Source organism: Streptomonospora alba, from assembly GCF_000826685.1.
Taxonomy (GTDB): Bacteria; Actinomycetota; Actinomycetes; order Streptosporangiales; family Streptosporangiaceae; genus Streptomonospora; species Streptomonospora alba.
Genome location: NZ_JROO01000029.1, coordinates 158,597 through 171,782 on the forward strand (window position 1 = coordinate 158,597; position 13,186 = coordinate 171,782).

Here is a 13,186-nt window from a genome sequence, read left to right on the forward strand (position 1 = left end):
ATAGTTGAACCGTTAGCTTGACAAACCCGTGCGGCCTCCATCGGCGGATGTGGGGGCAACGTGGGGGAAGGTCACACGCAGTCGGCCCGTCCGCACTGTGGGCGGGGCGGTTCCCGGGTGCGGTCCGGTGCCCGGGTTCAGGATCGGTGAGGGGGTGCCGAGCGGGTCGAGCCAGTCCCAGGCCCCGGGCTCGACTGTGGGCACGGGCATGCCCAGGGCGGTGGTGTCGTGGTGGAAAGGGAGATCCGCTGTAAGGAGGTCGGCCACCCTGAACGTGGCCTCCATGCGGGGCAGCGCGCCGGTGAGTTCGCGGTGCAGAGAGGGGAACTGGGCCGTCGGCAGCAGGTCGGTGGTCGCGTGGACGGCGGCGCGGGGGTCCACGAGGAGGCTGAGCGTTGTGTCGGTGCCCGCCGATGTGGCGCGCAACCGGAGTTCGCCGGCGGGGACCGTGAAGGTCTGCTGTTCGGGCCGCAGGCGGGTTCCGCCGGGCGTTTGGACAGCGAAGAAGTGGTCGGCGTCGGTGTCCAGCAGATAGCCGATGAGGCCGTCGTCCAGGGATTCGGGCGAACCGAGGAGGACCGGCCAGTCGCGGTCGTCGAGCGCTGTGTCGTTCCGGGGGGAGGCGGCGAGGTTCGTCGGCGTGGGGCGGACGTGCGGGGGACGTTCCAGCTCGATGGCGAGGTTGGCCCGAACCAGTGCGAGCGGGCGTCCGACGGCATGTAGTCCACCGTGGCCGTGCGCCGGGTGGGCGGGGTCGATGGTGCTGTCGGCGTCGTCGATGAGCGTCAGCAGATTGTCGAGCCGGGCGCCCCGGCCGTAGAGGAGGTGGGTCAGGAGGGCGCGGAACCGGGGATGCAGCTCGTCGGGCAAACCGGTGCCGGTGCCGTGGCGGTTACGCCAGGCGACCGCGGTGTCCTCCGGGTATGTGGAATACAGCTCGCCGAGGAGTGTGCCGTCGGGGGCGTGGGCGAGCAGGCTGCGGTTGAGGTGGTCGGGCACTACCCAACCGCAGACGGGAGAAGCGGAATCCTGCGGATGCAGGGGCCGGTCGTCGTCGGCGGCGACCGGGTCGAACCGGGCCCGGGCCGCTTGGGGTAGGCGGGGGGCGAGTTGGAAGCGATTCCGTGCGGTCTCGGATCCGGCGCTCACTCGCATGGATTCGGCGACAGCGACGGATCCGTGGCGGTCGGCGGTGTCGCGGGTGATGAGGTCGACGCTGCGCCCGTGGCGGTCCACCAGGGTGAGTTCCGTGAGCAGGGCGTAGCCCGATCGCAGCGGGTGGAATTGGGCGACGGCGGCGCCGTCGGGAGACGAGGGGTCGATCGTTGCTCCCAGCGGGGTATGGGTCCACGCGCCGTCGAGCACCGCGGCGAGCTCGTTTCGGGGACGGCGGGTCAGCGCGGCCTCACGGGCGAGCAGTTGGTCGGTGAAGCCGTCGAGGGCCTGTGACAGCAGATCGCCGCCGGAGGCGGAACCGCGCACGGAGTCGCGCAGGTTCTCCAACTCGGTCCGGGCGGCCGCCGACGTGGCATGCGCGCGGGCGAGGTCGTCGGTGCGGTCGGCCAGGGTGAGAACGGCGTGCGGGGACAGGGGCAGGCGCCCGCGGAGTCGGACGGATCGCGGGGTCTCGGTGTGCCGGCGGGTGTAGCGGCCCACGCGGCTGTTGAAGCGCCACTTGCCGTCGCCCGCCTCCTCGGAATCGGCGTCGGGATTGAGAACGCGGGCGTCGGGCTCGGCGATGCCGACTGGATGGTAGTCGGCTGTCCACAGCAGGTAGAGGGGTGTCCAGGGCTGCTGCCATTTCCCGGGTTCGAGTTCGCCGCTTTGGAACAGGAGCCGTTGCAGTTCGGAACCCATGTGCTGGTCGGAGCCGAGGGCGTCGGCAAGCTCGCCCTGGGCGCCGGCGGCGTCCGCCCCTGTGCAGTAGAGCGGCTCGGCGTCGGCGCGAAGCGCGGCGGCACCGGCTCCCTGGATGAGGACGACGGGGTCGGCTGCGCGGTAGAACGGCCCGTTGGGAACGCGGTGGGGTTGGAAGGAGCGGGCCTGCGCGACGTCGGGCGGGCCGTCGGGGAAGTCGCGGGCGAAATCGTCGATGTCCTCACGCTGGTCCTTGCCCCGGTCCGCGTCGGCGGCGATCTTGGCGGTGAGGTCGGCGATCTGGCGAGCCAGCCGGTCAAGGGCCTGAGGGTTGATGCTGCCTTCACCCCGCTCGCGAGTGAGCATGCGGTGGAACCAGTCGAGCTGGTACAACCGGTCGCGGTCGGTGGCGAGGTCGCGCATCGCGCGGTCGTGTTCCTGTTGGAGGCTTCAAGGGAAAGGTCGGAACCCTCCGGGACCTTGTCGCGGAGGAAGTCGATCGATGACAGGCGGGCAAGGGTGGAGCCGAGTGGGAAAAGTATGGAGAACACCATGGTGGTGCGGGTGCGCGGCATGTCCTTTCTCGCGCCGTCGTCGGTCTCCTTGTTCTCCTTGTGCTGCTTCGGCTCAGTCTCGTCTGAGTCGTCCTCGGCGGTGGTATCGGTGTCCGGCCGGGGGGCGCTATCACCGTGCGCGCCGTCCGAAACCGCGGACTCGGCCGTGGGCGCGACGACCCCGTCGGGGGTGTCCGTGCCGGCCTGGGCTGCGGGCTTCCCGGTGGGCTGCTCGTCGTCCTTGTGCGGATGCAGGAAGGCGACCATCCAGCTGAAGCCGCGGGGCGCCTTCGGCGCTTCCCCGTCCTTGTTCGCTTCCTGACCTCCGCAAGCGGGGACGGTGGTTTCCTTCCGCTCGGTCAGGGCGGGGCGCAGGGTCGTGCGGTGTTTGTCGGGGTCGTGTTCGAGGACCAGCGGGGGGACCGGGACCGTCCCGAGCGGGAAGTCGGCACCAGCAGAACCCCCGAACACCTCGACCAGTCCGGCAAGGGTCAGGACGGGAGCCTTCGCGACCGGTGTCGAAGAGAAGGTGTAACCGGTATGACCGTTCTCGCGCCGGAGCGAGGTGTGCAGCATCATGCGCGGCCGGGTCTCACCGGGCACAGCGATTCCGGCCTCAGCGGTGAGAACATGGCGGAAACCCTTCTTGTCGGTCGTCTCCGGCTCCCCGCCCGGCTCGCCCGTAACCGCGCCGTGCTCTTTGACGTGCTCGCCGCCGGTAGTCTCGCTACCGCCTTGGTCCTTCGGTGCGGCGGTCCCACTTCTCGCGCGGTCGTCGCCGGCATCGCCCCTTGATCCCCCTTTGGAGGCATCGTCTTTTCCGGCGCCGCCGTCCCACGCGGCAGCGTCGCCCACGCTGACCTCGTATACAAGGGCCGGATCGTGCACACCGAGTTTCGTCAGGAACCCGAGCTTGCCGATCACGGCGGCACCGTCACTCTCCTTTCCGGTGCCATCGGGAAATTCGATCCGGAGCCGTGCTCCGATGATCGGCGTGGTGGACGCAGAGGGTTTCGCCTGGGATGTGGCCTCGGCCCCAGAGTCAGTGGAAATCCCGCCTTCCGCCTCTTCGCTGGATCCGCCGTCAGTGCCCGTCCAGAGGAACAGGACGGTCGCCTTCAGCTTGACTCCGTTGCCAAGCACCAGTTTTCCGCTGACGGACAGGGAGTCGGGGACGGGCTCGATTTCGCGCATCTTCAACCCGTCGAGTTCGATATGGGGGCCGATCAACGCGAGTGCGAAGTGCCCTGTGACAACCCCGATCGCGGAGCCTGCGACAGCGGCGAGGTCGAGTGTGGAGCCAGGGTGTACTTCGCTCAGGGCATGCTGGATCGCGCTGACCGTGACACGCATTCGGTCTCCTCGGCGGGTTGAGGTCAGAGTGTTCCTCAATCGTGCACCGAACAAGCCATTGGATGCGACCTACCTTGGGATTTCGCCGATCTTTACATCTGAACCATTGCCGCAAATGGGAAAAATGGCGACCGTTTCTCGGGACGAGCTCGACTGCGGCCAGGTTTTCTTGAGGGCTGAATACCGGACATCCCTCATCCGGAACCCTCTATGTCGCTTCGCCCGGTCGACATTGCTTGACGCGGCTGTTTCATTCCGGAGAACGAGGGGCATTGACGCAGGTCGCGCGGCTCCGATGAGGTCAAGCGGCCGCGTGAAGCAGCCATAGCCCACCCACCGGTGGGCCACGGGGATGTTCGCTCAGTTCAACCCCACCAGCAGTGGAATCGCGAGGTTGCGCGGGAGGAGATGGCCGGCGCCGCGTTGTTGGGCTACGGCGTGTGTGGCCGTCGGAGCCCTGGATGGATTGGTTGCGGGGCCGGGACAGGTGTCATTGGCGGTCGCGGATGACCGCATTGGGGCGCTCGGCGTGCTTGAGCGGGCCAGCGAGCCGAAGGGTGACCATCGCCAGCAGTACGCCGATGGCGACACCGATCGTGTTGGAGAGCCAGTCGTTGGTCGAGCACGACCGTCCGATCATCGGTGCCAGCGCCTGCGCGGTCTCAATCAGCGCGCTCAGCGCGCTCGCGGCTACCAACACCAGCACGGGACGTCGGGTCGCTACCGAAGCGAAGAGCGCCGGCGCCACGAAGAGCACGACGTTGGCCGCCAGCTCGACGCGTCCGACTGTCGGCAGCGTCCACGCGACCTCACATCGTTCGAACGCCCTCCGTTCAGTCGGGAGCATCGTCAGTACCACCACCGGGAGCGTCCCGAGACCAGTTAGCAGCCAGGCTGTACCCGGCCGGTCGGCTATCAGCCGTCCCACGAGCGGACCAAGGATGACGAGAAGGGCCAGTGCCGTCGGCGACAGCCACGGATGCTCAATCAGAAAGGTCGTGATCACGCAAGAATGCTACGGGCCCCCGACGGCCTCAACTCCTTTTCAGGTGCCGACCGGACGTCCCCAAAGGCCGCCTACCCAGCCCTGGGGGGACTGTGGATTTAACGGTGCTTCCGGCCTGACACGCCAGCGTGGCTGGCGGGAAGGTGCGGACGATGACCGCAACACTGCCGGATGTGGCAGCGAAGAAGAAGCGGGCCGAGGAGTCGGCCGAGCAGCAGGCAGCAGCTGAGTTGGTCCGGCTGGCGAGGGAGCAGGGCTTGTCTCTGACGGGGCCAGACGGGCGCTAACCTCGGGCTTTCACGGCAGGCGTGATCGCAGACCCCTCTGAACATGCGAAAGGTGCTTCTGAACTGGGACAATAAGGACTGTCGAGATCCATGTCCCCAGCAGAAACAGAAGCACCTTTCAAGTGAACTCTACCGAGTCCTACCCCCGTGTGCAGCCCAGAGCCGACGGCACCGGAACCATCTCCCAAGCCGGCGGCCTGCTGCTGAGCGAGACCGTGCGCGCCACCGGCCTCGATACGGCGCTGCGCACCGCCCTGGCCCGGTGGCGCAAACCCGGCGCCGTCCACGATCCCGCCAAGACCTGCACCGACTGGCCATCGCGCTCGCCCTGGGCGGCGACTGCCTGGCCGATGCCGAACTGCTGCGGGCCGAACCCGCCCTGAGGTTCCCCCGGGGCGCGGACACTTGAGGTGAGGGCAGGCGTGATCATCAGGAAGGATGTCGTCCATGCCCTCTCCCCACTCGCCCGAGTTCCGCCGCCGCGCTGTCGAGCTGGCGCGCCAGGGCAGCAAGTCTACTGCCCAATCGATAACGGGAGGTGGCCGACAGCCGGTGCCCCCTTCGCCGGGGATGAGGAGGTGAGTTGGTCGGGATGGGAGGTCGTTGTCGGTCACCACCAGCACAGGGCCGCCCAGCCCTTGCCGCCGTCCTGGTCGGCTGTGTTCGACCTGGTTGACACCATGTGGCGGTCGTCTATCGACCGATAGGAGCAAGCATGGCTAGTCGTCGTCGCCCTTTGCCGCCGCCCACGGCCAATGTCGGATATCTCGGAAACATCAGCGAAGCGAGCTTAAGCTCCGCTACATTGAAAGCCAGCCGAGATCTTTCGGGAGAGGCTTATGGCGCGGTTCGCCCAGACGATGGTGGCTATTGGAGCGCTGGCGGTGAGTGCCGGGATCAGCGTCGGCGCCGGCTTGCTGACGCAGGCGTGGTCAATGGCCTGGTGGCCGGGCCTGGTGGTCCTGATCGGCTGTATGATCGTGGGCAGCATCCTGCACGTGGTGCAGGGGCACCAGGCCCCGTCTGAGGGCCGTGTCAGTGCGATCCGTGCCTCGCGGGAAGGCGCCCCCTCTGCGGGTTCCGGCACTGCAGGCAAGGATAGTACAAGCATCGACATGCGCGGGAGCACCGCAGGTCGAGACGTCATCGGGCGCCAGAGTTCGCGCTCTCCGAGCATCAGCAGCCGGTTGGTCTCTTCGCGCTGCGTAGCGAGCTGCTCCGCCTGTGCGCTGGAGCGGTCGGGAACAACGAGCGGAAGGGCGTCGTCGGGCGTGCTCGGCTGACGGGATCTACCTGATCGGCGCCTGGGAGCCTCTGGCTCAGCCTCGGGTTCGGGCTGTACGCACAGGCGGCACGCGCCTTCTTCGACGTGGCGCTCCGCGATGGATTGCATGCATCGTGGGCAGACCGCGAACTCCACGTCAGCGAGGGCACCGTTCGCGTGCGGGAAACGTTCCAGCCGCGTGATCTCCCGGTGGAGCCGGTCGATGCGCGAAGTCCTGTCATGCTGGACGCGCGTTAACTGGTCGATCTCCTCCTCGACGTCGGCCGCGTCGCCCTGGGCGATGGTGAGCAGGCCGCGCAACAGCGTCACCCGGTCGTTGCGCACGCCGCTTTCCGAGTGAAGGTGCTCGAGTTCGGCCGTGTAGTGCTCGCGTTGCTGGCGTGCCGCACTGAGGTGTTGCCGAAGGTCGGACCTGGGAGGGACAGTACCGCTTTCAAGGAACGAGGTGACGGTGGTGTGGCGCGCCTTCGCTTCACGAAGTTGCCCTTTGGGCGGAAAGTTCATCGGGAACAACTCCGTCGGCGATGTCTGCACCCACCAGCCCCAGCAGGTCGCGCACCGCCATGCGAGCCTGCCAGCTGTACCTGGCGTACGTGCGCGCTCCGGAATCCTCAGAAGGGTTGGCCTGTAGCGGGGAAACGGATGATTGAAGGGGGAGGGGAAGCTCATCCACGAGGCGATCCGTCCTGATCCACACTGTTCTTGCGCCCCTGATGATGACCAGAGAACGGGCACTGGCGGCACCCATATCGTTGGCCGGATCCGGACGGATTTTTTCGTCCAATCGCTGGTGAGGAATTTCAGTCCGTGTTACAGAACGTGGGGGTGCGCACTGGAAACCGATGTTCTTACCGGAACAGTCTCTCGTGGTCGGTAGCGCGCAGATTGGTCATTTCGGCGTTTCGGCGAGGCTGGTGGTGTCCCAGACCTTGCTAAACGTCTCCTGTGGGAAGAGGTGCGGCGCGTGTCGGATTCCTGGCCCGGATCGGACGGCCTTCCTCGAGGTCGGCGCCGCTTCTCCAGCCTCACTGGGAGCTTTGTCTTCGTTTTCCTATCGAACGGGACGCGAGTGGAAACCCGCCGCGGTCGTCCGTTCCGTCAGCCGGCGGCCCTGCCGGGTGGCCATGATGCGAGCGAAGTCCTGAACGCGTTCGCTGAGACGGGGGAGTTCGGGGCGGATGCACGACTTGGGTGTACGCCCAGCGCAGCGGCCGCGCGGGACGCAGCGGCCAGCCCGCCCTGGTCACGACCTACTGCGCCACCGGCACCAGCCACGACCAGTACTACTTCCGCCGCTCACAGAAGATGGTCGCCGGCGTGGTGCGGCCTCCGCGCTTGGAAGGGGGGCGTGGGGGTGGTGCCGTGGTTGAGCTAGTGGGGCCTCCTCCGGGCGGTGTCCGGGATGGTGACGGCTGGGCTGAGGCGGTGGCGCGTGCGGTCGATGCTCTCGGCCCGGTCGCGGATGCGGACAGGGAACGGTTGGCGCTGCTGCTGGCGCCTGCTGATCCAGGTGAGGAGTAGGGTAAGGGGCGGCCTGGCGGCCGCCCCTGCTGCGTTCTAGGCGGCCGTGGGCTTGGTCTTGCGGGGCTTGGCGGGGGTGAGTCCAACCGCGCTACCTCGAGCATGCAGGCGCCGCGCCCGGTGGGGTGGGCGGTGGGGCGGGCGGTGATCGTGCCGATCAACCGCAGGATCTCCCGGCGGCGACGCTCGAGAACCCGAATACTGGATCAGGTATCGCAATTTGCTTGATCGATTCGGGCAGTATCGGCGAGAACCGCGCCGGTGGCCACCACGCATATGCCGCGTGATGAGGTCAGGTAAACCGGTCCCGCGTAGTCTTCGGAGGTTCCGTAGCTCCATACTGCCTCGGCCGGCCCTGCGGACGAGTGCTTCAGTCCCACCTCCATACTCGTCGGTTCGGACACGTTGCCGACGACGACAGCACAGACATTTCCGGTGTGGTCGTCGAAGAGTACATAAAGCCTTCCCTTGTCATTAGGGATCGGTTCATCGGCGACAATCCAGAAATCGCCACCACTGAGGCCGTCGCTGTTGTTGCAAATCAGGTTGGGGCTATCTTGGGCGGACGCAGGAGAGATTGCGGCTGCCAGAAAACCTGTTGTGGCAAGAAGGCAGGATGCGGCCGCAGTCGCCACCCATCCACCGCCACGCAGTATAGGGAACACGAGGAGGTCCTTCCGTTGCATTCGACTGGATGAGGTTTATTGCACGTGTCCTGAACGGCAGACCCTCTCTCTTGTTATAATATACGCAACGCAATATCCCGGGTAAACACGATTGCAATTGGGAAAGCAAGAAGCACTATTGTCCAGGCTGTGCTTACGTTGAGTCGTTTGAGCATCAGCAGTAGTGCTAGCTGTAAAAATGCCGCGAACAACCATATCCCGACTGGAAGCGAAAGTTCCAATGGACGGTTCGGCGAATAGGAGAGGAGGAAAAAATATAAAAAATGTGGAAGGCCTCCGCAAATTGAGGCGAGAGTGTAGAATATCCGGGCGAACCGTTCCCCCTTCATGCGTCCATGCCATATCATTGCGAACGCAATCGGTATCAGAGTCGTCCCGGCAAGGAATATTCCGTACGCGGCGGCGAATCCGGCGATCACCGTAGCGATCGAAGCTTCGGACGACGACAATAACATAACGAATATAGACGCCTGGACGCCGCTGGCGCCGAGCACATTCTTTGCTGGTGTAGAAAATCCCCTCGCGCTCTTTCCGCTGGCTATCATAAAGTGTCCAGGACTTTCCGATCGGTCTCCGTAGCGGTGATCTACGGGCCGATGCCCCTTCGGAGGACGTCACCGTTGCCCCGACCGTCTGGCCTTCCGCGGTGATGACTCCTGACCGTGAGGTTGGGACACCGGCCCGTGGTATTGGCTCCTGGGAGCGCGTGGAGCCCCGAGGTTCGCCTTCGCTGCTAACTGTTCGTTGGGGTACTGCAGTCCGGCTCCCAGGGCCTGGGGTCAGGACTCAGCGCTATGGACGGTAGGGCCAGCTTCTCCAACGATCCTCCGGTATGTCGGTAGGCGCAGTCGAACTCCACCTGGCTACTCGCTTCGTAATCGGCGTAGGTGGGGGAATCTGCGATGGTATCGCCGGATATCGGGCCGGATTTGGTTTGTATGAAACTCTGGTGGTGTGGCGCGTTGTCGTGGCTCCCCGAGATGTGGTGAGAGCCGTCGGTGCTGACAGTCGCGGATACGTCTACGTCTACTTCAGGGGCGTCTATACCCCATAGGATGTGACATAACGGGTCAGACGCCGATGACTGAAAGCTAGCGTTTCCTGTGGTGCTGCTCTGAAGTCCCGCGCCGGCTTCAACGTCGTCTTTTGAGGCCCGGCTCGTCTCGATGACCTGCATCGACCCGTCGGCCTGCTCTTCGTAGATTCGCGACTCACCTATCCGCTCCATCGACTCGGCAACCGGTTCGGTCCAGTTGACGAAGCTCCAACCCCACTGGGGCGAATAGCTGAATACCGGCGATCCGAAATCGAATCGGCTGACTAGCTGGACTCGACTGTCGCCCTCCCACCTGTAGCCGTCCAGGTTGGCCCCGAATGAGCGGCTATCGCCTCCATAATACTTGTCCGTGAATTCGGGGAGAGTCTCGTTGCAAAGAACCGGCGCCGGAACCTGCGTTTGGGGGATGAAAAAATCCCAATAAATCCAGCGGTCGTAGACGCCGTATGCAGCAGAAGACCGTACTAAGTCTCTTTCGCGGCTGAGGGAGGCATCTGTGTTGTTTCCGAGCGCGGGAACCTGAATCTCCCACTCATTCCCCGGACGCGTGTCGTTCTGTTTGTCCGATCGCTCCGCACGGGTAGACGGTTCCTGTTTGGGAGTCACCGAAACGTGGTAAACTTCGCTACCCCCGTCATAGTTCTCGTCGGTGATCTCGACGCTATCCCCGTTGTCTTCGGCCCCTTGACTCAAGGATTCCCGCTGTGATCTTGTCGATATCTCTCCGTTCTGGGATGTCTGTACTTCCGCTTCGAATTTTCTAGAGGTGGAGATCCACGTGATCCTGTCATGCTTTCCCTCGGATTGCGTCGTGGTAGTGCGAACCAGAGCTCGAGCGAGCACCGTGCGCTCATGATCGAGAGCGAGAACGCGGAGCCGGACCACCTGCGCACTGCCGAGCCCGGTGATTTTTAACCGGCTTTCTTGTCCTGTGTAAACGGGATCAGATGCCGATCGTGGAGATGCCCTGTCGGGTACCTCGTTATAGGCTACATATTCTACTGCGCCTTCAGTGTCTTCCCAGTCGACGGATACAGTGGAGTCTGATGACTGGACGTCGGACACGATCAGCGGGATCGCACTCTCTTTGGCGTTCGCAATGGCTGTCGAGAAATGCAAAAGAACCGCTACCAGCATGAATAGACTGACCTTGCTGGACTTCATAGGAAAGCTTTCTGCAGGGGGATTTATCAGTAGCAGGTTCGCATAAGGCGACTGCTGCCTGCAAGAAAGAATTGAAGATTGTTTATTGATCACCGCGTGATCTCTGGGCGGGCCTGCGTGGTCAATTGTTTGACCGCATGTGGACACGGAACGTGAGGGAACTGTAGCCGTGTTGAAGATGGGGCATCGCCCCCGAAGGCAGAGACATCGTCGGTGGCGAGTGCGGTGATCACGACAGTTTCCGCGGCCCGGATGCCGCGGGCCGGACCTCGGCTGCGTGCTGACCGCCCGGGCCGCATACCGTGATGGCTCCTTGGGCGGCAGAAGAGACGTCGGCCCCGAATGTGCACAGCGCCGAAACGTGGGTGTTGCGGCTGGAGGTAGATGCGTTGCCGGATCGAGGACACGCCCTCGCCCTGGGTGAGTAGGGCGGCCAGCAGGGGCGCGGTGTCGTTGGGTAGCGCGGAGTGGGAGGCCGGTCGCCGTGTTGACCGCCCGCACCTGCGCGGGTTCGGACCGCCGGTGGCGGTGTCGACCAGTTGGACATTGGCATTCCCAACCACCTGGCGTAGTCCGTTAGGGAAATCCCGCGTGGTGACGCAGTCGAGCAGAACCCGCCTGCCGGTGGCGGCCCCGCATGAGCGCTGATCAGCCCCCCTTTTGTTGGACTCTGGGCACATGCGTATGGGGAGGTGAAGTCCAGGTAACGCGGCTCGGACAGGCGCCGATCTCGCGCCAGTGGGCCGTCCTACTGGAGGCGGGGGCGGTACCGCCCCGGTCGGCTGCCGCCCGCCTGGCCGACAAGGAGGTTCCCCTCGAGGAGGCACTGGCCTGGGCGCAGCGCCTCGGTTTGGATACCGCGGACGCCATCCGCGTTACCGGCCACATCGGATCCCAGCAGGGGGAGCCTCAGAACCTCGGTGGCCGGTGTTGATTCACTTTCCGCGGGAGGCGGGCAAAGACGGCAGAATCAGGGGATGGCACTGAGGAAGCCGACGAAGCTGGCGATGCTCGGATGGATCTTGCTCGTCGTCGGGCTGCTGCTGGTGGGGTTGTGGGCAGCCGAGGAGTTCGTGCCTGAGGTTGATGGTCGGGCGGCATCATCGGAGGCCTGGCCGGAGCCGGGGGCGTCGTCGCCGCGGTAGTGGGCCACTCGGCCCCGGAGAGCAGGGGCAGCGGTGGCCGCCGCGGGATGACCACCAAAGCCCGTACCCGCGACGGCCACATCGTCCAGACCGCGGGCGATACCAGCCCGGCGACCGTGATCACCGGCCCCAGCGCCACGGTCCACTACAACTCCCCTGCCCCTGCTACCGAGGCAACCTCCGCTGCACCGGGCTGGGTGAATGCGGCGGTGCGGGCGGATGCGGCCGATCCCGCCCGGCTGGGCGCCCACGCCGCCCGCCCCGGGGGCGACGGCCACCGGCAGCCGCCCTACGTGGCCCGCGAGGCTGACGCCGACCTCGATGCGCATCTGGCCGCTGTGGCGCAACATCCGCGTGGAGGGCTGGTGCTGGTGGCCGGGGCTCCCACGGCGGGCAAGACCCGCGCTCTGGCGGCCGCACTGGCCCGCACGCTGCCCGGGCGGATGGTGGTCGCCGCCCGAGGACGCCGACCTGCGGCCTCTGCCGGGCTGGCTGAAGCACAAAGCCGAGCACGCGCCCAGCGGGTGGATGGTGTGGCTGGACAATGTGGACCGCCACCTGCCCCACGCCCATCTGGATCTCGCGTTGCTCGACGAACTTGGTCCGGCCGGGGCGATCGTGGCCGCCACCATCCGCCTCACACAGTTGAGCGTGCTGAAGCCCGCGGCCACCGACACCGACGACCGCACCGTGGGCTATCCCGTGCTCAACACGCCCGCGGTCCTGAACCGGCGATGGAGTGCTCGGGAGCGTCAGCGCGCCGCCGACACCGGTGATGCGCGTCTGGCCGAGGCCGCCGATCAGGCGGCCTTCGGGGTGGCCGAGTACCTGGCGGCCGGCCCCGAACTGGAGCGCGATTGGAAACACGGCCCCGACACCGGGCACCCGCGCGGCTACGCGCTGGTGGCCGCCGCGGTGGATCTAGCCCGCACCGGCCTCTCGACACCGTTGACCCGCGCCCAGATTGAACAAATCGCCGGGCGCTACCTGCCGTCCCCGCCGCCCGCCCACGAGGCGTTCGAGGCGGCGTGGGAATGGGCCACCGCGGTGCGCAGTGGGGTGGCCGGGCTGCTGGTACCCGCCGACCACGGCAATGAGCGCTGGCGCGCTTTCGACTACCTCACGAGCGAGGAACCGGTACCCGGGCCCGTCTGGCATGCGGCACTCGACTGGGGCGGCGGGGAGGACCGCTTCGCGATCGGCGTCACCGCCTACACCTCCGACCGGAAGCCCCTGGCCGAGACGGCCTGGCGCCGCGCCGCCGAGGCCGG

Annotated in this window: 7 protein-coding genes and 3 pseudogenes; 5 read left to right on the forward strand and 5 right to left on the reverse strand. The window is 65.9% G+C overall.

Annotation, left to right across the window (positions count from 1 at the left end):
* Positions 1 to 12: 12 nt before the first annotated feature.
* Positions 13 to 2,280, reverse strand: coding sequence for a hypothetical protein (locus LP52_RS15680; RefSeq protein ID WP_040274422.1), 2,268 nt, complete (start codon positions 2,278 to 2,280; stop codon positions 13 to 15).
* 1,013 nt (positions 2,281 to 3,293) lie between these two features.
* Here LP52_RS15680 and LP52_RS27350 point away from each other — a divergent pair.
* On the forward strand, positions 3,294 to 3,785 hold the full coding sequence (locus tag LP52_RS27350) for a hypothetical protein (RefSeq protein ID WP_157036347.1): 492 nt from the start codon (positions 3,294 to 3,296) through the stop codon (positions 3,783 to 3,785).
* 469 nt (positions 3,786 to 4,254) lie between these two features.
* Here LP52_RS27350 and LP52_RS15690 read toward each other — a convergent pair whose 3' ends face one another.
* A complete protein-coding gene (locus tag LP52_RS15690; RefSeq protein ID WP_052809901.1) occupies positions 4,255 to 4,770 on the reverse strand; it encodes a VanZ family protein in 516 nt (171 codons plus the stop codon).
* Between the two features lie 152 nt (positions 4,771 to 4,922).
* On the opposite strand from LP52_RS15690, the pseudogene LP52_RS28420 reads away from it, so the two are divergent.
* Positions 4,923 to 5,051, forward strand: a pseudogene (locus tag LP52_RS28420) (IS256 family transposase); the annotation flags it as partial.
* Between the two features lie 128 nt (positions 5,052 to 5,179).
* Positions 5,180 to 5,439: pseudogene (locus LP52_RS15700) on the forward strand (transposase); the annotation flags it as partial.
* Between the two features lie 408 nt (positions 5,440 to 5,847).
* On the opposite strand, the gene LP52_RS15705 reads toward LP52_RS15700, so the two are convergent.
* The 3 genes from LP52_RS15705 to LP52_RS27360 form a co-directional block, all read right to left on the reverse strand.
* A complete protein-coding gene (locus tag LP52_RS15705) occupies positions 5,848 to 6,846 on the reverse strand; it encodes a hypothetical protein (RefSeq protein ID WP_157036348.1) in 999 nt (332 codons plus the stop codon).
* Positions 6,847 to 8,069: 1,223 nt separating this feature from the next.
* Positions 8,070 to 8,528 carry a hypothetical protein gene (locus LP52_RS27355; RefSeq protein ID WP_157036349.1) on the reverse strand — a complete coding sequence of 153 codons (459 nt, stop codon included), beginning with the start codon at positions 8,526 to 8,528 and terminating at the stop codon, positions 8,070 to 8,072.
* A gap of 754 nt (positions 8,529 to 9,282) precedes the next feature.
* On the reverse strand, positions 9,283 to 10,770 hold the full coding sequence (locus LP52_RS27360) for a DUF3238 domain-containing protein (RefSeq protein WP_157036350.1): 1,488 nt from the start codon (positions 10,768 to 10,770) through the stop codon (positions 9,283 to 9,285).
* Positions 10,771 to 11,747: 977 nt separating this feature from the next.
* On the opposite strand from LP52_RS27360, the gene LP52_RS27365 reads away from it, so the two are divergent.
* Together LP52_RS27365 and LP52_RS25840 are read left to right on the forward strand one after the other, a co-directional pair.
* Complete coding sequence (locus LP52_RS27365; RefSeq protein ID WP_157036351.1) at positions 11,748 to 11,915, forward strand: hypothetical protein; 168 nt, start codon at positions 11,748 to 11,750, stop codon at positions 11,913 to 11,915.
* Between the two features lie 321 nt (positions 11,916 to 12,236).
* A pseudogene (locus LP52_RS25840) lies at positions 12,237 to 13,186 on the forward strand (hypothetical protein); the annotation flags it as partial.